Raw genomic sequence first — 18,929 nt, forward strand, 5'->3', positions numbered from 1 at the left:
CAACCGGAGGAGATGACAAACCTACCCAGAGTTGCGAAGGCAAGAGACCCTCGATGACAACACAGGTCAGACCGGCATACCGAAAACCTGGCGTGCCCACAGTTTACGAGAACGATAGGGTGATAAGGACGGTATGTGCGCATGCTCATCAAGGCCAGAAGCCAAGAGTCGCTTCGATAACAGGCCGGATATATGGTAGCAACTTGTCCCTGCCATCGAGATCTAATGCCTTGCAAATGGGGAGGAGACCATATATGGGCACGTTTTTTGTGCTCACACTGCACTCCATCTGACTTCGATCACACCCCTGCGGAGTCACACGGACAGATCATATTTTTCATGGCATAATCGCGCACCCGAAGTCGTTGGATAGGCGGCTGGTTGACTCCGTGGAGAATTAATAGGCGTTACAAGGCCAATTGCAGCTACAGCTAGACCTGTTGCAATACGTTAACCGTCTCTTGGCGCCAGCTTATTGCTCACCATATTCATCCTGACGACAACAGTATCCACAGTGTGCCTTGACCGTAACAAAAGTGGAGGTGCCGAATAAGGAGCGAATTTATGAAGGTGAAAAAAGCCGTATTTCCTGTGGCGGGCATGGGAACGCGTTTTTTGCCGGCCACCAAGGCCAACCCAAAAGAGATGCTGCCGATCGTCGATAAGCCGCTGATTCAATATGCGGTCGAGGAGGCAGTGGCGGCGGGGATCAACGAACTGATTTTTGTCACGAACAGCAGCAAGCGCGCTATTGAGGATCACTTCGACAAGAATTATGAGATGGAGGCCGAGCTTGACAAGCGGGGCAAGCATGACCTGCTCAGTCAACTCAGACGTATCGTCCCCGAAGGTGTCTCCTGTGTCTATGTACGTCAGCCGGAGGCACTGGGGCTGGGGCATGCCGTACTGTGCGCCAGGCGAGTGGTTGGTGATGAACCGTTTGCGGTGATTCTGGCTGATGACTTGATCAGTGGACATGGAATGTCCTGCCTGGGCCAGATGATGCAGGCTTTCGATGAGAGTCAGGTATCTGTACTTGGCGTGGAACGAGTCGATCCAAAAATGACCGAGAAGTACGGCATCGTGAAAATCGATGAAGAGGGCGCGCGTTTATCCCGGGTCAGTGCAATTGTTGAGAAGCCCCGAATGGAGGACGCGCCCTCAAATCTTGCCGTGGTTGGTCGCTATCTGTTGAGACCTGAGATTTTCAACCTGCTTGAGAATACCGGGCGGGGTTCGGGCGGGGAGATTCAACTGACCGATGCGATTGCCCAGTTACTCCGCCAACAGGCGGTGATGGCCTACGAATTTGCCGGCAAACGCTATGATTGCGGCAGCAAGCTCGGCTACCTGCAGGCGACGGTAGAATATGCGCTTGAGCACAATGAAGTGGGTGATGCGTTTCGTCGTTATCTGCAGGACTTTAGAGAAAAGTGATATCTTGCGGTCTCTTTAAATGCCTCAAGTTTCGGAGTTCAGATTCACCGTCCGTCGGCGGAATTTGCCGATGTCGATGGAAGATATTTCCTCTCGCCAGGCACACCAAGAGCGCATAGCATAACCGCGTGGGCACAAGCGGCGTGTCATCCCTATTGGATTTTGGCGCCTGATTTACTCAACAGCAACATCCAGAAAATCCTCAAAGGTGGCTGAAATACTATCCCCGTCCGTATTGGTGTAGACGAATAGTCCATAGGGTTTCGGGGCGTCATAGAGATCTACCTGGCCGAGGAGATCCACGCTTATTATGTGTCCACGCGTGTCACTGTAAAAAATCACGTCGTCCCCTTCAAGGCCAATGCCAACTCCAATCTTTTCATCAATATTCCATTCACTGCCATCTGAGTTCCCAAAAAATCCTCGGGAAATCTGTTCCGTGTATGTGCCGAGGTCAGAATCCCAGACCCGGATTCGGTATTCGGCCGCTTTGACCCCGCCGTCCCAACTGCTGATACGCACTTCTGCTCTAACATCCTTTCCGTTAATGGTGCCAATCCAGCGGTCCAGTCTGACCATGCAGTAATCAGGGCAGTTTGCAGTGTTGATAGTCACATTGGCCGTAAATGCATCCGCTGTACTGTCGGTGACGACCGTCTCGGAATCGCCAGCGCCCGATGCGGACAGAGTAATCATGCCGCCAATTGGCATGGTATCCCAGCCCGAGAAATCGCTAATCGGTGAAACAGCTATGTCGATCGCCAGGGATTGTCCGGTGAAGGCTATCAGCCCTGAGGTAATGATTCCCTTAATAGTGCTTTTTGTATTCATTGTTCATCCTCGCTAAAGACAAGATCAAATTCTGAAGGGTACGTCTGGGTGCCGCCGGCTAGTTGAGGATTCTGTAGTTAAAGCGCATACCAGATCCACGGTTTCGGATAACGCGCAACGAGTCTCGGTTGTTCGATAATTCGAATTGTTGGCAGTCCTCCGATTTTCCGGTATTAATCGTGCGGCAGAAGGCGCCGTCGACCCACTTCCAGCCCCCATGAATAACATCTCCACCCCAGTCGCCGCGCCATGTCCCGTTGGGGGAGATGGTGACAACATGGTCAGTTTTGTATTCAAGTTTTTTTCCCACAACGGTTTCATTAAAAACGGCAATGCTATCGATTCTTGTGTAGTCTGTGTCCGCAGTCTTTGTACCGCTGGATGTTTGGCATGCCGATACGAATAACGGAATCATTATGACTGCAGGTAGGATTCGCAGATTCTGATACATAGGTCTCTCCATTTTTTAACTTATGATTAAGTAATGCCGGCTGTGCGTATGGCTGGATATGAGCCAAGCGGTTTGTGTCCATCCATTGCCGTTTGCTGGATCGGTTATGACCTGAATCTGATATCAGCAGGAACCATGCCAGATGTCTCGAATGGCTGTTCGATAGTATCTTCTCAGGGTTAAAATTATTCGTATGTTAAATTGAAAGAATCCCCCGAATGGGGGATATTTGAATATAACTCATTGAATTTTTTATCTGGTTGCTTTACCAGTGTCGTGTTTTTTCTGTCTCAGGGTGTAAAATTCATTGACAAGTACATACAGAAAGCGGTGTTGCTGATTCGTCCCGCTGTGTGTGGCGGAGACCAAAATTAAGCTTGGGCCGTTGCCGGGTGACGTGTACCTGCTTGAGTGAATGATATTGCCGAATGTGGCTCCCGGTGAACAAGCAAGTATCTTGGGAGCATGTGTGGTTTCTCATATATGCAACCGGTTGGCGATCCCTGACGTTTACACTGAGTGAAGTCTTGATTCTCGTTTGGCAGGGATAGGTGGAAAATCCAGGAGGGTTGTTATGGATGATACGCAACAGTATCTGCCGCTGCTTCTGAAAGCGCTCTATCAGGCGCCTGGAAATAAAGCGGCATGGAGCGATTTCATAGCGCTGTTGACCGGAATCTTTGCTGCCGAGCAGGGACTTTTTGTCCATCATGATCAGGAACATCAGCAGACGGGATTGGCCAATACCTACAACTTTGAACAGGAGTTCATTGACTCCTATGAAGAGTACTATCAGTTCATCAACCCCTATCTGGCCTTACCCTCTTCGCCCTTGCCTGCACAGGGAAGCTTTGGCCTGCTGAATCAAACCCTGCCTGACCACGTGGTTAAAAAAACAGAATTTTTCAACGACTATGTCGTACCGCAGGGATTAACGGTGGAAAATGCTGTTCGTCTGACACCTCTTCAGGCTGATGGGGTTCACACCTCTATCGCTTTGCACTACCCCATCAATAATGACGGATCGCACGTTACACGGGCGTTGGCATTGTGCGCGCATATCATGCCGCATCTGCAAACCGCCCTTGGCCTGCACAAAAGAATTTGTGGACTGGAGGTGCAATTCTCTGCACTTAGAAAGTCCATTGATAAAGTCCCGTTCGGGATGGTCATGCTGGATCGATCTGGTAATGTGCTTGTGATGAACGATCCGGCGAGTAAGATTCTGTTACAGAACGATGGTCTCAGAGTATGTAACAATAAACTCCAGACCATGGTCGCCAGGAACACTGAAAAGTTGAATATTCTGGTTGCATCGGTACAGCAGGCGGCCAGCGGCAAGCCGGAGGGAAGGCGTGGCGTGTTCCGGGTATTTCGCAGATCGGGTAAGCGTCCGTATGAGTTACTTGTTATTCCGGTCTATGAGCAGGAGGAGGAAGGTAATGACAAGGACTGTGCGGTGGCGATTTTTATCCAGGATCCGGATTTTCAGCCGCTGTCTCTCGGCGCCATGATTCAGCATATGTATGGACTGACAAGGGCGGAAGTGAGCGTGACGCTGCTTCTGATTCAGGGCTGTGATTGCAGGACAATCGGAGAGCATCTCAATATCAGCAGGGAGACAATGAAAACCCATTTAAGCCATATTTTTCGAAAAACCCAAACCCGACGACAGGGTGAGTTGATAGCAATGATCCTGAGAGGTCCGGTCCTCATGTGTGGTAGTCGTGTCACTGTTTGATTGGGTTCAGGCGGCACTGTAGGATCGGCAATTACCCGTAGGAGCGGCTTCAGCCGCGAAGGATTCTCCAGCGGCACATCGATCGCAGCTAAAACAGCTCCTCCGACCGGGGGTTTTCGGGCGGTTGGTTATCTCGCAGAACTTCCACGCGTGCTATAGTCCTTTTCGTCGTGGAGGGCGGGGGTTGTTGCAAGAGTCAATTGCCGCGCTCTATTTTTTTCATTACTTCAATGAGTTGTGAAGCGAAACCAGTCGTGCTATCGGGATGAATACTGTCGCTGTAATTGTTACTTATGGCCCGGATCTAAAGGCACTGGATGGTCTTGTCAGGACGCTGCAGTCTGAGGTGAGCGCCGTGATTGTAGTGGACAATGGGTCCGGCGTTTCGGTCCGGCAGTGGCTGGAGCGTATTGATAATCCCGCAGTCATGGTTCATGCTCTCCCGGGCAATACGGGCGTGGCGAGTGCCCAGAATACGGGTATTCAGCGAGCCCGCAAGCTGGGCGCCGACTACGTGGCCCTGTTTGACCAGGATAGTCGTCCGCAGCCCGGCATGATCGATGCCCTGGCCTCGGCGGCTGAGCGATTGACTGCAGAGGGTTGCAAGGTGGCCGTGGTCGGGCCGCGTATTATCGATCTCCGCAATGATCAGCATCATGCATTCCTGCGTGCCCATCTCTTCCACGTTGAGAAGATCCCCTGCGCTATGTCGGGGGGGGTCGTGGTGTCGGATGTGATCATCGCTTCCGGTTCTCTGATCCCCCTGTCGACCCTGGACCAGGTGGGCGACATGATGGAAGCCCTGTTCATCGACCAAGTGGATGTGGAGTGGTGCCTGCGCGCCCGGTCCAGGGGTTACCTGTCGTACGGTCTTTGCGATGTGCAGATGGAGCACTCCCTGGGAGAGGCCCCGGTACGGGTTTTCGGGTGCGCCTTCACCCGCCATCGACCGTTCCGATACTACTATATCTTCCGCAATTCACTCTGGCTGGTTGGTAGGAGATATGTCACTTTAGCCTGGAAACTGCGTTTTCTTCGTGCTCTCTGTGTCCGCATGCTCTTCTTTCCCCTGTTTGTCACGCCGCGGGTCGAATACTTGAAGATGATGGGTTTGGGAGGCTGGCATGGTATTATTGGGCGTTTAGGTCGTCTGCACCGAACCGAGGTGCGATGACCCCCGACAACTGCCGTTGGCGGCTGGATGAACAGGATCATGCCTTACGAAACACACCACCATCTCACCCCCGGGATCGACTACGGATCGGAGGTCGCCCAATGTCTGCAGGAGAACGGAAAGCTCACGCCGTCTGATCTGCAGCGTGTGACCCGTTTGGCCGAGGAGTCCGGGGAAGCGTTTTCCTCCATTTTGAATAAGCTGGGCCTGGTTTCAGAGCGAGACATGGCCGATGCGCTGAGCAAGGTGTATGACCTGCCGTCTGTTGCCGAGGACGAGTACCCTGATGTGCTGGTTCTGGATGAGATGCTGTCGCTGCGTTTTATGCGCGAGAATCATGTTGTGCCGCTCTACCTGCAGGATGATCGGGTGATTCTGGCGGTGGCTGACCCCGGAACCGGGTATCTGCAGAGTGCGGTCACTATGGCCACCGGTCATGGCGTAGGATATAAAATCGGTACGCCGTCGGCAATTGAGTCGGCGATAGAGCGTCTCTACGGTTCAGGACGCACCGCCATGGGCGAAATTGTCGATACCCTGGGTGATGAGGGCGATGGTGATCATGGTGATGATGTTGAGCATTTGAAGGACATGGCCAGCGAGGCGCCGGTGATCCGTCTGGTGAACCTGATCATGCAGCGCTCCCTCGAGTTGCGGGCTTCCGATATTCATCTTGAACCGTTTGAAGGGCGTCTCAAGGTCCGTTGCCGTATTGATGGCGTGCTGCAAGAGGTCGAAGCGCCTCCGGCCCACTCCACCGCCGCGGTTATATCGCGGATCAAGATCATGGCCAATCTCAATATTGCGGAACGGCGTATCCCCCAGGATGGGCGCATCACCCTGCGTATCCAGGGAAAAGAGCTGGATATGCGGGTATCCACTGTGCCCACGCTGTATGGGGAGAGCGTGGTGATCCGGCTGCTGAACAAGGAGAGCGTCTTGTTGGATTTCACGGCGCTGGGGTTTGAGGGGGAAGCGCTAAGGCGGGTCAACCAGATGCTTGACTTGCCCCACGGCGTGATACTGGTCACAGGACCGACTGGAAGTGGCAAAAGTACAACGCTGTATACCGCGTTGCACCGGCTCAACAAGCCGCAGCGAAAAATCATCACGGTGGAAGATCCGGTAGAGTACCAGTTGGAAGGGGTCAATCAGATCCAGGTCAAAACCCAGGTGGGTCTCAATTTTTCCAGCGCCCTGAGAGCGATTGTGCGGCAGGACCCTGACGTGATCATGGTCGGTGAGATGCGTGATACGGAAACCGCGCGCATCGCTGTGCAGTCGGCGTTGACCGGGCACCTGGTGTTGTCCACACTGCATACCAATGATGCCGCCGGTGCTGTCGCGCGCCTGATGGACATGGGTGTGGAGGAGTTTCTTCTCACCTCCACCATCAACGGTATTGTGGCCCAGCGGCTGGTGCGTCGCCTGTGTCAGGATTGTCGCGAGACGGGCACTATCACGCCGGAGATCGAAAAGGAGTTTGCCTTCTCCCGTTTTTTGCCGAACGGTCAGCCGGGGCGTATCTACCATGCCAAGGGGTGTTCGCAGTGTGGCGGTACCGGTTACCACGGACGCCTCTCCATTGTTGAGGTGATGCTGATGACCGATCCGCTGCGCCAGTTGGTTATGCAGCATGCGGACGCCTCAAAGATCAACCAGCTGGCGCTGGCGGAAGGCATGCAGAGTATGTACCAGGATGGCATCAAAAAAGTGCTGGCCGGCCTGACCACGCTGGAAGAGGTGATGCGCGTATGCGAGGAAGATTAGGCGCATGACAGTTTATCTCTACAAGGCGGTTCGGCCGAGTGGCGAGATGCTGGAGGGGGAGATGGAGGCCGCTGATGAGATGGAGCTGGCGCGCATCCTCCAGCAACAGGGCGCGATCCCGGTCAAGGTGACACGGCCGGGCGGGTTGGCCGCTATCCTTCGCCGCGTCGGGCGTTTCCGGAGTGACAGGCTGCCGCCGAAGCAGCTGGCGTTGTTGACACGGGAGCTTGCGACCCTGCTTGAGGCAGGAATGACCCTCGACCGATCGTTGCAGATTCTCACTGATCTTACCCCCGAAGGGCCGATCCGGGAACTGCTTGGTTCACTGAAAGAGTCGGTTCGTGGCGGCTCAACCTTTGCCGCTGCCCTGGAAACAGAAGGCAGGCACTTCTCGCGTCTTTATATCAACATGGTAAAGGCCGGCGAGGCTGCCGGCGCCCTGCAGGCGGTACTCTCCCGCCTGGCTGACTATCTCGAAAGCACGGAAGAACTAAAAGAGAGTGTCCGTTCGGCGCTGGTCTATCCGACCATTCTGCTGACGGTTTCCGGTCTCTCTGTGATACTGTTGCTGATGTTTGTGGTGCCGCAGTTCAGCCAGATGTTCGAAGACATGGGGCAGACGCTGCCGTTGCCGACCCAGATCGTGATCGCCCTGGGTGACCTGTTGCGTGGTTACTGGTGGGTACTGTTTTCCTGCGTGTTGCTGTTGATCGCTTTCATCCAGTCAAGGCTGGCGCTGCCGGAAGTGCGTTATCGCTGGGACAAGCGATTGCTTGCAACACCGTTACTCGGAGACTTGATTGCCAAGATCGAAACCGCCCGCTTCTCGCGCACACTGTCAACGCTGTTGGCCAATGGGCTGACACTGCTTGCTGCCCTGAACTTGGTGAAGGATGTAATATCCAACCGGATCATTGCAGAGGGGGTAGAGGAGGCCGCGCTCAGTCTGAAACGGGGCAAGGGATTTGCCGACCCATTGGCCCAGAACAAAGTTCTGCCGCCGCTGGCGCTGCAGATGATCAAGGTGGGTGAGGAGTCAGGCAGCCTTGAATCCATGTTGACCAGGGTCGCGGATACCTATGACAAGGAGGTTCGGGTTACGGTAAAAAGGATGCTGACGCTGCTGGAACCGGCCCTGATTGTGGGGTTGGGAGTGATCGTGGCGGGCATCATTGTCTCCATACTGCTCGCCATCCTGAAGGCGAATCAATTGGTTTTTTAATAGCTCAATCTGGACAGGATATGAACAAGTGGTTTAATTCAAGGCGTGATCGGGGCTTTACCCTGATCGAGTTACTGGTGGTTCTGGCCATCCTCGGGTTGCTGGTGGGTCTGGTTGGTCCGCAGGTTATGGATCAGCTGGGTGGTTCAAAAACAAAGGCAGCCCGGGTGCAGGTGGCTGACCTGGGTGCTGCACTGGACCTGTATCGGCTGGACGTGGGTCACTACCCGAACAGTGCCGAAGGGCTGGAGGCACTGGTTAGCAAACCTTCCGGTCAAAGCAAATGGAATGGCCCTTACCTGAAAAAGAGCAAAGTCCCGACCGATCCCTGGGGCAACGAGTATAGCTATCGCTTCCCGGGTGAACACGGCGCCTATGACATTATTTCACTCGGTGCGGACAATGCCGAGGGTGGCGACGGCGAGGACCAGGACGTGGTCAGTTGGGAGTGACCCGCTGAACGGTACGCGCATCCGGGGGTTTACCCTGCTGGAAATACTGGTCGTGCTCTCCCTGGCGGCCCTATTACTGGCTATTGTCGCACCGGTGGTTAGCAATATGTTGCCGGGGGTAAAGTACCGGGGGGCTGCCCAGGAGCTGGCGGCGGCCTTGCGCTACAGCCGCAATCGGGCCATTGTCAGCGGGCAGTCAAGCCGGGTGTCCATTGACCTGGACAGCAAGCAGTATCAAGTCAGTGGCCGGGAAAAACGCTCCTCGCTGCCGCAGGCTGTGCGGGTCGATGTTGTGGTTGCCGAATCCGAGGTAGAGCAAGGTGCGGCCAGGTTGGCATCGATCCGTTTTTTCCCCGATGGGAGCTCGACCGGTGGCTTGGTCAAACTGGCCCACGAGGGGTCTATGTATACAATCGCGGTTGATTGGTTGACAGGACAGGTCAGGTCCCATGACGGGGAGTAGGTTTTCACGGCTCGCCGAGCAAGGCTTCTCCCTGCTTGAGGTTCTGGTTGCGTTTGCCATTCTCGCCATCTCGATGGGGATACTGTTTCAGAGTTATTCAACCGGTGTCAGGGGCGTCACCCTTAGCCGGGAGTATGCCAAGGCGACTGAACTGGCGCAGTCGCAGCTGGCACAGGTGGGTAGCGCCATCCCGCTGCAGGACGGCACGCTGTCTGGCGAATGGGCTGATCAATACCAGTGGATGGTCGCCATCAGGCGTGCCAGCGAACTGCAGCGGCCTGACTCGGTCTATGTCCTGTATTCGGTCGATATCCGGGTAGGCTGGCTCGAAGGTGAGCGTCAGCGCAGTGTCAATCTGTCGACCCTGAAGCTGGCCTCGGGGCCGTCCTGATGTACCGCCGGGAGCATGGTTTTACCCTGATCGAATTTTTGATCGCACTGGTTCTCATCAGCCTGATCAGCAGCCTGCTGTTTGCCGGTGTCAGGCTGGGCGGGCGAAGCTGGGAATCGGTTGAATCGACCGCCGCCGGGCTGGATGAGATGCGCCTGGCGCGGGACTTTCTCCGCCGTACGCTTAGCCGGGCTCAGGCCATCAGGCTGACCGATAAGCAGGGTTCCCGGCTGCTGTTCCAGGGCGATCAACAGATACTGGAGTGGGTCGCCCCCCTGCCCGAGCAGAGCGGCCAAGGCGGACTGGCCCTGTTCCGGCTCTCCCGAATGACTGATACCACCGGTTCACGGCTGCTCCTCGATCGCTGGCTTTATCACCCGGACATCATCCGGGAAGGCCAGCTCATGGATGGGGTGCCGCTCTGGCAGCCGCTGACCCCAGTGGCTATACGCAAGGATCAGCCGCTGCAGGCGAGCCCGCTGTACGGGCAACATCTCCTGCTGCAATCAATCGGTGACTTCTCGCTCGCCTACTACGGCCAGCGGGCCGGGGAGAACGGGGCGTCATGGGGCGATCAGTGGTTGCAGCAGGAGACGTTTCCCGACCTGCTTCGAATCAGGATGCGTAGCGCGGACGATGACTGGCCCGACATGTTGATTGCCTTGCATCAGTTGGGTGGGGAGAGTGCGGCCGGTGGTGGATTTGTCAGTGGGCCGAGGTAGTTCCATGAGCGCCGCCCCCGGTCCGACAACAGGAGCCCAGCAGGGTATGGTGCTGGTCATTGTCCTCTGGATGTTGGTGCTGATGACGGTCATTGCCGCCACCATCGCCACAACCCAGAAGGCGCAGGTGCGATTGACCAGCAGCCAGGTTTCAAGGACCGAAGGGCGGGCCCTGGCGCTGGCGGGCATTCACTACGCGGTGACGCGCCTGGCTGATTCCGATCGGGAGTTGGCCTGGTTGGCCGATGGCGTGACCCGAACCTGGCGCTACCGGGAGCAGCCAATTGACATCACCGTTACAGAAGAGAGCGGGCGGGTCGATATCAATGCAGCCGACCGGCTTCTGTTGATCCGGTTGCTGGCGGCTATTGGGCTCGATTCCAGTCGCCAGCAACAGCTGGCGGGGGCGATCATCGACTGGCGTGACCCGGACGGCAACAGTCTGCCGGGTGGTGCCGAAGATGTCGCCTATCAGCAGGCTGGGCTCGACTACGGGGCCAAGGACGACCGCTTTGATGATGTGTCTGAATTGCGCCTGGTTATGGGCATGGACCCGACAGTATATAATCGGCTGCGACCGGCGGTGACCGTTGACACCGGCCGTGCGGCCCCCGACCCGGCCTACGCCACGCCACTGGTGCGGGCCGCCCTGGCCGGCGAAGTATGGGAAACCGGGGGAACGGCGGCGCTGCAGATAGGCAACCGGGATGGCAGCGGAGCGGGGTCAGCAGCCTCGGCGGATGGGTTTTTGCTCGGTGTGGTGCGTATCCGTTGTCGGCTGACGCTACCCAATGGCGAGGAGTATTCCGCCGAGGCCGTCGTCAGCGCAGACCGGCAGGCCAAAAGCGGGATCAGCATCGGCCGTTGGAGAGAAAATGTACACAGTGAAGAGACAGGGGAGTGATCGAGATTGAGTTCGTGGCTGACTGATTTGCCTGTATGGGGTTTACGCTTCAACCGGCCTGACCAGGGGTGGTTCGGCTGGTGGCTGGAGGGGCTGCTGCGCTGCTTGCCGGGCAAGCTGAAGCCGGCCCGGGCCGGGGACAATGCCCTGCTTCTGGATATTGAAGACCAGCGCGCGGTGTTCCTGCGACGCACGGCGGGTGAGGCGCAAAGGCTTGGCGCACTGCCGCTGGATGGCGATGCCAGTCTGCTGCGCGAGCAGGCCCGGGGGCAGTCGATAAACCTGCGCTTGCCGCCCGAAGCGGTATTCACGCGAACCGTCAGGCTGCCGTTGGCAGTGGAAGGGAACCTGGGTCAGGCGCTCAAATTTGAAATGGATCGCCTGACCCCGTTTGCCGCTGACCAGGTCTATTATGATTACCGGGTGTTGTCGCGTGATCCGCAACGGCAAACCATCGCCGCTGAACTGGCGGTCATCAGGCAGGACCAGGTCGAGCCGTGGCTCGAATTCCTCAAGCTCAACCATGTTCCGGTAGCCCGGGTTACCAGCCGGGAGCTGTGGCCAAAAGCCAACCTCCTGCCGGGGCCGCTCAAGGGTAGGGTCCGAACCCGTGGTCGCCATCAGCTGTGGCTGCTGCTGTTGCTGGTGATTTTACTCACCGCCGCGGCCGCGCTGGGGCCCCTGCTGCAGAAGAGAGCGGCGGTGCTAGCGCTGGGCGAACAGATCAACCAGGTGAGACAGGAGGCTGGGGTGGTACTCGAACTGAGAGAGCGGCTGGATCAGCGCCGCCTCCTTTCTGGTCATGTGCGCAAACTGCGCGCTGATTACCTGCCCGTGGTCGACGTGTTGCGCGAACTGACCGGCAAGCTGCCCGATGACACCTGGCTGCAACAGTTCGACCTGCGTGGTGGAAAGGTTGAGATTCGCGGCCAATCCCGACGTTCCACCGAACTCATCGCCATTCTTGAAGATTCGCAGCTCTTTCAATCGGTCGCTTTTCGTTCGCCCGTGGTGCAACGACCGGCGACCGGCGACGAAGTGTTCCATATCGGGATGGATTTGGCCGTCAGGCCGCTGGGTGGTGAGCAATGAGCGGACTCTCCCCTGGCCGTCACTGTCTGCTTTCATGGTCCCTGCTACTGCTCGTTCTGCTGCTGCTGTTTCTGTTGGTCGTACTGCCCTGGCAGCGGCAAAATGCCACCTATGACGAGACCCTGCGTGACTGGCAGGTGCGGCTGCAGCAGTTTCGCGAGAAAACGGAAGATCGCGCCGCCCTGGAGGCGCAGCTCAACGATCCCGGGCATGACGCCAGTGTACGCACCGATTATCTGCGCGGGAGTACCCCCGCCCTGACCGGGGCAGAGCTCCAGCAAAAGATAAAGACCATGGTGGAAGCGACCGGTGGGCAACTGCTCAGTACCCAGCTGGTCCTGCCGTCCGGGGAGGAGGCGCGGGTCCCCAAAGTCTCGGTCAAGGTGCGCATGATAGGCGATACCGCCGATCTCCTGAAAACCCTGTATGCGATCGAGTCGAGCCGGCCGATACTGTTCGTCGAGGATGTAGCGGTGCGCAGCGCCAGAAAAAGACCCTCGGAGCTGTCGGAAATGCTCAATATCAACCTGACTGTGGTCGGCTACATGCACCAGGGGGAGGCGGCACAATGAGACACCTGTTGCTGTTGATCGCCGCCGCACTGGGCCTGCTGGTCGCCTACCAATGGTATGCGCCCGGGGTGGGCGTGGCGCCGTTGCCCCTTGTTGCTGCCAGCAAGGACCAGCCGCAGCGGCCACTGAATCGGCCGCAGGCCAGTCTGCAGACGCTGCCGGCCATGGCTTTCTACCAGCCGGTTATCGATCGTCCCCTGTTCAACCCCACTCGCACTCCCGCTCAGCCACCGCAGGAGGAGGGCGTGTCCGGTGAGGTCGAAACCGATCACGCGCTTGAACTAAAGGGTGTCGTGCTTACCTCTGAGGGACGTGTTGCCTTGGTCGAGGGGCCTGGCGGACGCGTGGAACGCCTCCGGGAGCAGGATACCTGGCGCGGCTGGCGTGTTGATCACATCGGGCCGCAGGCGCTTGTGCTGAGCCAGGGTGCAGAAAAAAGAGAGCTGCCGTTAAGGGTGTATGCCAAGGTGCCGATCACCGGGCCACCACCGAAACGGCGACCACAAACGGCCCGCCCCAAGCCTGTCCCGTCACACGGCCGGCCGGCGGGCAAGGAGTGATCCTTCCTCCACCGTTCCTCGATCTACCGCCGTGGCAATGGAGTTGTGGAGGATTTTAATGGACAATATGCCAATTACCCTATTGCGAAGAAATGACCCGATGACGCCGCGTTTAAACAAGATCAAAAAACAGCTTCTACTGCTTCCGTTTATCCTGGCCCTGGCCGGATGCGCCGGGTTTTATGAGCGGACTGCACCGCAGTCGAACGTGCCATCCCCGCTGGCCCGGGAAGGCGCGCCCTTGCAACACCAGTTGCCGCCGGTGCCCGAAACTCTGCAGGCTGGGCTGTCTGAGGTAGAGAACAGAAAGCCGGCAGAGGCAAAGATCTTTCCCGGTAACGGACGCTTTATCGATACCACCCCCCGGCCCGCCACCAGTCCGTCAGGCGAGGGGAGTATCACCCTCAATTTCGAGAACACCGATATACGGGAAGTGATCAAGGTTATCCTCAATGACCAGTTGGGGGTCGGCTACGTGATCGATCCGGCGGTACAGGGTGGGGTGACCTTTCAGACTGGCAGGCCGCTGCGGCTGGAGGATCTCCTGCCGACCCTGGAGATGCTGCTAAGAATGCGCGGTGCCGCCATGATCAATGATCACGGCCTGTACCGTATTGTCCCAATGCAGGGCGTGTTGAACGGCAATCTCTCGGCCCAGTTGGGAGACTCGACCGCGCCGTTACCGGATGGCTACTCGGTAAGAGTGGTTCCGCTGCGCTACATTGCCGCCGCCGAGATGTCCAATATCCTCATGCCGATGGTCTCGGAAGGCAGCGTGGTGCGTACCGACTCGCTGCGCAACCTGCTGATCCTGGCTGGCAGCGCCAGCGAACTCTCCAGCATGCTGGAGACTATCCGGGTCTTTGATGTGGACTGGATGAGCGGCCTCTCGGTGGGCTTCTTTCCGTTGGCTCACGCCAGCAGTGAGCAGGTTGCTGAACAGATCCAAACCATTATCGGCAGTGAAGAGGGCGGGCCGGTACAGGGCCTGATAAAGGTTATGCCCATGCAGTCGACCAATGGCCTGCTGGTGGTCACGCCGCAGAAAGAGTACCTGCACAAAATCCAGTTGTGGATAGAGCGTTTTGACCGGCTCGAAGTGCTCGGAGGTGGTGGCGCCGGACAGCAGTTCCATGTCTATAAGATCAAAAACGGCCAGGCCGCCGAATTGTCGGAGCTGCTGGGTCAGCTTTTCGGCGATCAGCCGGCGGCGGAAAAATCCACCGGCGCGGCTATTGCGCCCGGGCAGAAGGCGGTCAGCCTCTCCTCGGAGCGGGAGACGGGTACGCAATCCTCGGCGGCTGGCTCATCTGTCGGCACCCTGTCGCTTGGTTCGCCAGGCTCGGACAGTAGCGCCACACCGGTCCGGGTGGTTGCCGACGAAACTCGCAACCTGTTGCTGGTCAACGCCTCGTCGCAACAGTATGCGAAAATAGAGCGGGTGCTGCAGCAGGTCGATATCACCCCGCTGCAGGTGCTGATTGAGGCGCGGATTATCGAGGTGACCCTGCAGGGTGACCTCAAGTATGGACTGCAGTGGTTCTTCAAGGGGGCGGGCATCAACGGCACCTCCGGTAGGGGGTCGCTGGACGGTACCCTGGACTCGGCCACCAGTGCTGGCCTAGGTGGTATCTTCCCCGGCTTCAACTACTCACTGGTGAGTACCGCCGGCCAAGTGCGGGCGCTGTTCAGCGCGCTCGCCGAGGACACCTCGGTCAAGGTGCTCTCATCCCCCTCGGTCATGGTGTTGGACAATCACGAGGCCCGAATCCAGGTTGGTGATCAGGTGCCGATTGCCACCCAGCAGCAGCAGGCCACCGGAACCGACAGCACCATCATCAACTCGATCGAGTACCGCGATACCGGCATCGTCCTCGAAGTCAAGCCGCGCGTCACCCCCGGCGGTCTGGTCACCCTGGATGTGGAGCAGGAGGTGAGCGATGTCTCGGCCACCCAAACCTCCACTCTCGATTCGCCCACCATCTCGACCCGCAAGATCACCAGCTCCATCGCGGTGCAGAACGGCCATGCCATTATCATGGGCGGCCTGATCAGGGATCGTGATGAAAACGGCAGCGGTGGCGTGCCGGGGCTGCACAATCTGCCGCTGGTGGGCTGGCTGTTTGGCCAGAAGAGCCGTGTAAACAACCGCACTGAGCTGGTGGTCATGTTGGTGCCGCGGGTGATTGGCAACAGTGCCGATGCCGCCCGGCTGGTCGAGGATTATCGGCTAAAACTGAAAGGGCTTGAGGGCGAGTTTTAATTAATCTGGCCGGGGATCGGGTAGGGTGGGTTTACGCTCGGGTCGGATTCAGCCGCGAATTTTGTGCCCACGCGGTTATGCTGACCGCTGGGGATGGATGCGATCTGTAAGCGGTTCGCCCGGGACCGAGTTCGCGGCGGGGCACGTGCCTGCCGCTACGCGTTGGCCGCCAGCGGGCATTGATCTGCCATCTTTACATGCAGGGGAGTCTGAATGATGATAGCTCAGACTCTGACGAGTCCCCCGATTGTATTGGGCGCGCCCCTCCAGAGAACTATTTTTGTTGCAAAAATGAAACATTTTTTCCGGTTGTATGCGAAAAAACGAATACTCCTGGAAAAAATATAAAAAAAGTAGCCTAATCGCTTGCGGTGCTTTAAAAATATGTGCTATGTTCGCCTCTGCAAGCGATTGCGGAAGTCATGTTAAATGTTTATCGCAACGAGGCTGTCACGGGCTCTGCGTAGTAAACGAGCAACATGCAGCAACAGGGGGAGTGCCGCTGTCGAGACAGAACCACATACCTGCAGGTGCGTAGCTTCGTGTCAGCCTGTTGTTGAAACGATTCGGGGATGTGGTAGCCTATGCGCCGCAGACCCGAAAAATAAACTTTGAAGATCGGTTAAGATCTACATTTGTAGCAAACCATATGGAGTGAATAAATTGATGAACAAGAAGCTTCTCGTAGCGAGCGTGGCCGGTGTGCTGGGTGGTATGGTTCTTAATGCCGCCAACGCCGCGACCGTTGTCTCCCCGTCGGGCATTGGCCAGACCGTGCTGGTGCCTTACTTTACCGCACAGGGCGGCAACGCCACCCTGATTAATATCGTCAACACCGACAGCACCAACGCCAAGATCGTGAAGGTTCGCTTCCGTGGCGCCGAGTTCTCGGATGACGTGTTCGACTTCACCCTGTTCCTGTCGCCGAACGACGTCTTTACCGGCGCGGTGAGCCAGAACGCCGGCGGCGGCGCCACCTTCTCCACCAGTGACAAGTCGTGCACCCTGCCCGCCAGTGTCAGCCAGGACTTCGTGACCAGCCGTGTTGCCAGTGGCGCCGCCGGCACCCTGGAGGGCTATGTCGAGATCTTTATCATGGCCGACCTGGTGAACGGCGCTGCTCCGCCACCCGCGGTCGATATCTGGGACAAGGTGCTGCACAGCGCCGGTGTTGCCCCCTGTGGCATCACCAACGCCGATATCACTGCACTCGGTCTGGACCCCTCGGTCGGCTGGCCGGGTGATGCTCCTGGTCCATATGACACTGCCGTCGCTGCTGCCGCCCCGCTGGGTATCGCGGCTCCGACCCCGACCCTGATGGCCAACAGCTTCATCGTCGACGGCCCCCGTGCCGCCGGTTATGGTGTTGAAGCCACGGCACTGGTAGAAGCCTTAGGTGGTCCCTACCACGTCACCTTCAGCCCGCAGCTGGCCACCCAGGTGCCCGCCGGTCGCTGGGATGACTGGTCGTCCGATCAGGGCCTGGCTGATACCCCGGCCGCCGTCGGCGGTGATGTGGCTCGCGCCGCCTACTACGATCTGCCGGATCTCTCCACCCAGGCGAATGCTGTTGTTAACGGAGCGCCTGTCGCGGCTAACCATGGCACTACCAACACGGCCATTGCTGATGTCTCGGCCGCCATCGCCAGCCGCTACGTGGCCAACGAGTTCCTGACCGACTCCACGGTAGCCGCTGCCACCGACTGGGTCTTCTCGATGCCGACCCGCCGTTACTACATGCAGTACGTCCCGGCTGTTGCGCCGGCCACGGGCTTCGTGTTTGATGGTGCCGGTGCGGTGCCGATCGGTCCCTACTTCACCGGTGTTACCGCCGCCAACGAGCAGCCGCTGGCCAGCTTCGATGTCTATGATCGGGAAGAGCAGACCTCGGCCCCGGCCTCGTTCGTGATCTCTCCGGGCGTTCCGGGCGTTCTGAACCTGACCGGCGAAGTGGGCGTGATCGGCTTCAACGGCAGTGCCACCACCTCCGAGGTGCTCTCGGCCAAGCTGACCCTGCAGAATGTCGATACCGCAGGCTATGCCGACGGCTGGATGGCGATCGATATCACCGGTGGTGTTCCGGTTGAGCCGGTGATCGGCTTTGCCGCCATCCGTGCCAGCAACAACCCGGCCGGTGGCGACTCCTTCAACTACGGTGCGGCAATTAACCACCGTTTCTACTAAGCTGATAAAGTTAGTATCGAAGGTGCTGCTTGCGGTCTGATCTCTGGATCGCAAGCGGCAGATAAAAACAACCCGCTGCAAGGCGGGTTGTTTTTTAGCGCCAATTTTTTCTGGGTGTCGCTGATCGGTGCTTGAAAATCGACCCGTCTGGCCCTATAGTCTGTCCGGTTTTCGGCCGCCACGGGTGAATGCCGCCCGGCGACTTCGCAGCAACAGGCCGAGATAGCAATTCTCTCTTTTTTCGCAGATCTTCAGGTTGAATTTATGAGCAGGTTATATCCGTCCAACGTGTCACGGTCCGTTCTTCTGTTGCTTGCCGGCGTTCTGCTGAGCGCCTGTGCGAGTACCCCGAGCCCCCCCCTGTCACCCGAGCAGCAGGTCACGCAGCGTGCCGAGGCCTACTGGTCCGCCCTGCGCGCCAGCCAGCGCGACCAGGCCTACGCCTACCTGGCTCCGGCCTACCGCAAGCTGGTCGATCTGGACGCCTTCTGGCGCCACGCCAAGGGCCATCTGGTATGGGATTCGGTGGCACTGGCCAAGGTGGAGTGCGAGGGCGAGCCGGCCGATGCCTGCGTTGCGGTGATGCGGGTCAGCTACCCGCCCGCCCTGACCCGCCGTATCGAGGTGGATACCCACCTGCGGGAGAACTGGGTCCGGCTGAATGGCGAATGGTGGCTGCTGCCCGAGAAGTAACCAACTG

At 57.9% G+C, this 18,929-nt stretch carries 18 protein-coding genes; 16 read left to right on the top strand and 2 right to left on the bottom strand.

All coding sequences use genetic code 11. The annotated features are described in order from the left end of the window. Nucleotides 1–564: 564 nt before the first annotated feature. Complete coding sequence (gene galU, locus A3GO_RS0117355) at nt 565–1,437, top strand: UTP--glucose-1-phosphate uridylyltransferase GalU (RefSeq protein ID WP_037375850.1); 873 nt, start codon at nt 565–567, stop codon at nt 1,435–1,437. A 174-nt stretch (nt 1,438–1,611) separates the two neighbouring features. On the opposite strand, the gene A3GO_RS0117360 is transcribed toward galU, so the two are convergent. Then, the gene (locus A3GO_RS0117360; RefSeq protein ID WP_029134482.1) at nt 1,612–2,268 is read right to left on the bottom strand and encodes a hypothetical protein; all 657 of its coding nucleotides are present in this window, start codon (nt 2,266–2,268) and stop codon (nt 1,612–1,614) included. A gap of 58 nt (nt 2,269–2,326) precedes the next feature. Continuing rightward, nucleotides 2,327–2,719, bottom strand: coding sequence for a hypothetical protein (locus tag A3GO_RS0117365; RefSeq protein WP_029134483.1), 393 nt, complete (start codon nt 2,717–2,719; stop codon nt 2,327–2,329). A gap of 574 nt (nt 2,720–3,293) precedes the next feature. Between A3GO_RS0117365 and A3GO_RS0117370 the strand changes: the two genes are divergently transcribed. From A3GO_RS0117370 to A3GO_RS0117445, 15 genes are all read left to right on the top strand, one after another. Next, the gene (locus A3GO_RS0117370) at nt 3,294–4,460 is read left to right on the top strand and encodes a helix-turn-helix transcriptional regulator (RefSeq protein ID WP_029134484.1); all 1,167 of its coding nucleotides are present in this window, start codon (nt 3,294–3,296) and stop codon (nt 4,458–4,460) included. Nucleotides 4,461–4,725: 265 nt separating this feature from the next. Next, nucleotides 4,726–5,634: a glycosyltransferase family 2 protein gene (locus A3GO_RS0117375; RefSeq protein ID WP_037375853.1), complete on the top strand. Its 909-nt coding sequence runs from the start codon at nt 4,726–4,728 to the stop codon at nt 5,632–5,634. Nucleotides 5,635–5,673: 39 nt separating this feature from the next. After that, complete coding sequence (gene gspE, locus A3GO_RS0117380; protein WP_037375855.1) at nt 5,674–7,404, top strand: type II secretion system ATPase GspE; 1,731 nt, start codon at nt 5,674–5,676, stop codon at nt 7,402–7,404. Nucleotides 7,405–7,408: 4 nt separating this feature from the next. Further along, nucleotides 7,409–8,626 carry a type II secretion system F family protein gene (locus A3GO_RS0117385; protein WP_029134487.1) on the top strand — a complete coding sequence of 406 codons (1,218 nt, stop codon included), beginning with the start codon at nt 7,409–7,411 and terminating at the stop codon, nt 8,624–8,626. A 20-nt stretch (nt 8,627–8,646) separates the two neighbouring features. After that, nucleotides 8,647–9,078 (top strand): type II secretion system major pseudopilin GspG, encoded by a 432-nt coding sequence (gene gspG, locus A3GO_RS0117390; protein WP_029134488.1) that lies wholly within the window; start codon nt 8,647–8,649, stop codon nt 9,076–9,078. Then, nucleotides 9,029–9,541 (top strand): GspH/FimT family pseudopilin, encoded by a 513-nt coding sequence (locus tag A3GO_RS0117395; RefSeq protein WP_169720419.1) that lies wholly within the window; start codon nt 9,029–9,031, stop codon nt 9,539–9,541. The genes gspG and A3GO_RS0117395 overlap by 50 nt, the downstream gene beginning before the upstream one ends. Further along, the gene (locus A3GO_RS0117400) at nt 9,528–9,932 is read left to right on the top strand and encodes a type IV pilus modification PilV family protein (protein WP_029134490.1); all 405 of its coding nucleotides are present in this window, start codon (nt 9,528–9,530) and stop codon (nt 9,930–9,932) included. The genes A3GO_RS0117395 and A3GO_RS0117400 overlap by 14 nt, the downstream gene beginning before the upstream one ends. After that, on the top strand, nt 9,932–10,654 hold the full coding sequence (locus A3GO_RS24355; protein WP_051302547.1) for a prepilin-type N-terminal cleavage/methylation domain-containing protein: 723 nt from the start codon (nt 9,932–9,934) through the stop codon (nt 10,652–10,654). Before A3GO_RS0117400 ends, A3GO_RS24355 begins: the two co-directional genes overlap by 1 nt. A 4-nt stretch (nt 10,655–10,658) precedes the next feature. Beyond that, a complete protein-coding gene (locus tag A3GO_RS24360; RefSeq protein ID WP_084610201.1) occupies nt 10,659–11,558 on the top strand; it encodes a type II secretion system minor pseudopilin in 900 nt (299 codons plus the stop codon). A 6-nt stretch (nt 11,559–11,564) separates the two neighbouring features. Next, a complete protein-coding gene (locus A3GO_RS24365; protein WP_157606856.1) occupies nt 11,565–12,650 on the top strand; it encodes a PilN domain-containing protein in 1,086 nt (361 codons plus the stop codon). Further along, a complete protein-coding gene (gspM, locus tag A3GO_RS24370; protein ID WP_051302553.1) occupies nt 12,647–13,222 on the top strand; it encodes a type II secretion system protein GspM in 576 nt (191 codons plus the stop codon). Before A3GO_RS24365 ends, gspM begins: the two co-directional genes overlap by 4 nt. After that, a complete protein-coding gene (locus A3GO_RS0117425) occupies nt 13,219–13,782 on the top strand; it encodes a hypothetical protein (RefSeq protein WP_029134491.1) in 564 nt (187 codons plus the stop codon). The genes gspM and A3GO_RS0117425 overlap by 4 nt, the downstream gene beginning before the upstream one ends. Nucleotides 13,783–13,882: 100 nt before the next feature. Next, entirely contained in the window at nt 13,883–16,045 is a 2,163-nt protein-coding gene (gspD, locus tag A3GO_RS0117430) for a type II secretion system secretin GspD (protein WP_029134492.1), read from the top strand. Between the two features lie 666 nt (nt 16,046–16,711). Then, nucleotides 16,712–18,229: a hypothetical protein gene (locus A3GO_RS0117440; RefSeq protein WP_029134493.1), complete on the top strand. Its 1,518-nt coding sequence runs from the start codon at nt 16,712–16,714 to the stop codon at nt 18,227–18,229. Nucleotides 18,230–18,493: 264 nt separating this feature from the next. Continuing rightward, nucleotides 18,494–18,922, top strand: a complete 429-nt coding sequence (locus A3GO_RS0117445) for a hypothetical protein (RefSeq protein ID WP_029134494.1) — start codon at nt 18,494–18,496, stop codon at nt 18,920–18,922. Nucleotides 18,923–18,929: the final 7 nt, after the last annotated feature.

Source organism: Sedimenticola selenatireducens DSM 17993, from assembly GCF_000428045.1.
Lineage (GTDB): Bacteria > Pseudomonadota > Gammaproteobacteria > Chromatiales > Chromatiaceae > Sedimenticola > Sedimenticola selenatireducens.

What these genes read in the sequence shown, in the direction of transcription:
- A3GO_RS0117395 (WP_169720419.1), top strand. Translation starts at nt 9,029, where the DNA reads ATGCCGAGGGTGGCGACGGCGAGGACCAGGACGTGGTCAGTTGGGAGT.
- A3GO_RS0117365 (WP_029134483.1), bottom strand. Translation starts at nt 2,719, where the DNA reads ATGTATCAGAATCTGCGAATCCTACCTGCAGTCATAATGATTCCGTTA.
- A3GO_RS0117425 (WP_029134491.1), top strand. Translation starts at nt 13,219, where the DNA reads ATGAGACACCTGTTGCTGTTGATCGCCGCCGCACTGGGCCTGCTGGTC.
- A3GO_RS24355 (WP_051302547.1), top strand. Translation starts at nt 9,932, where the DNA reads ATGTACCGCCGGGAGCATGGTTTTACCCTGATCGAATTTTTGATCGCA.
- galU (WP_037375850.1), top strand. Translation starts at nt 565, where the DNA reads ATGAAGGTGAAAAAAGCCGTATTTCCTGTGGCGGGCATGGGAACGCGT.
- A3GO_RS24360 (WP_084610201.1), top strand. Translation starts at nt 10,659, where the DNA reads ATGAGCGCCGCCCCCGGTCCGACAACAGGAGCCCAGCAGGGTATGGTG.
- A3GO_RS0117440 (WP_029134493.1), top strand. Translation starts at nt 16,712, where the DNA reads ATGAACAAGAAGCTTCTCGTAGCGAGCGTGGCCGGTGTGCTGGGTGGT.
- A3GO_RS0117445 (WP_029134494.1), top strand. Translation starts at nt 18,494, where the DNA reads ATGAGCAGGTTATATCCGTCCAACGTGTCACGGTCCGTTCTTCTGTTG.
- A3GO_RS0117385 (WP_029134487.1), top strand. Translation starts at nt 7,409, where the DNA reads ATGACAGTTTATCTCTACAAGGCGGTTCGGCCGAGTGGCGAGATGCTG.
- A3GO_RS0117370 (WP_029134484.1), top strand. Translation starts at nt 3,294, where the DNA reads ATGGATGATACGCAACAGTATCTGCCGCTGCTTCTGAAAGCGCTCTAT.
- gspD (WP_029134492.1), top strand. Translation starts at nt 13,883, where the DNA reads ATGACGCCGCGTTTAAACAAGATCAAAAAACAGCTTCTACTGCTTCCG.
- gspG (WP_029134488.1), top strand. Translation starts at nt 8,647, where the DNA reads ATGAACAAGTGGTTTAATTCAAGGCGTGATCGGGGCTTTACCCTGATC.
- A3GO_RS0117360 (WP_029134482.1), bottom strand. Translation starts at nt 2,268, where the DNA reads ATGAATACAAAAAGCACTATTAAGGGAATCATTACCTCAGGGCTGATA.
- gspM (WP_051302553.1), top strand. Translation starts at nt 12,647, where the DNA reads ATGAGCGGACTCTCCCCTGGCCGTCACTGTCTGCTTTCATGGTCCCTG.
- A3GO_RS0117400 (WP_029134490.1), top strand. Translation starts at nt 9,528, where the DNA reads ATGACGGGGAGTAGGTTTTCACGGCTCGCCGAGCAAGGCTTCTCCCTG.
- A3GO_RS0117375 (WP_037375853.1), top strand. Translation starts at nt 4,726, where the DNA reads ATGAATACTGTCGCTGTAATTGTTACTTATGGCCCGGATCTAAAGGCA.
- gspE (WP_037375855.1), top strand. Translation starts at nt 5,674, where the DNA reads ATGCCTTACGAAACACACCACCATCTCACCCCCGGGATCGACTACGGA.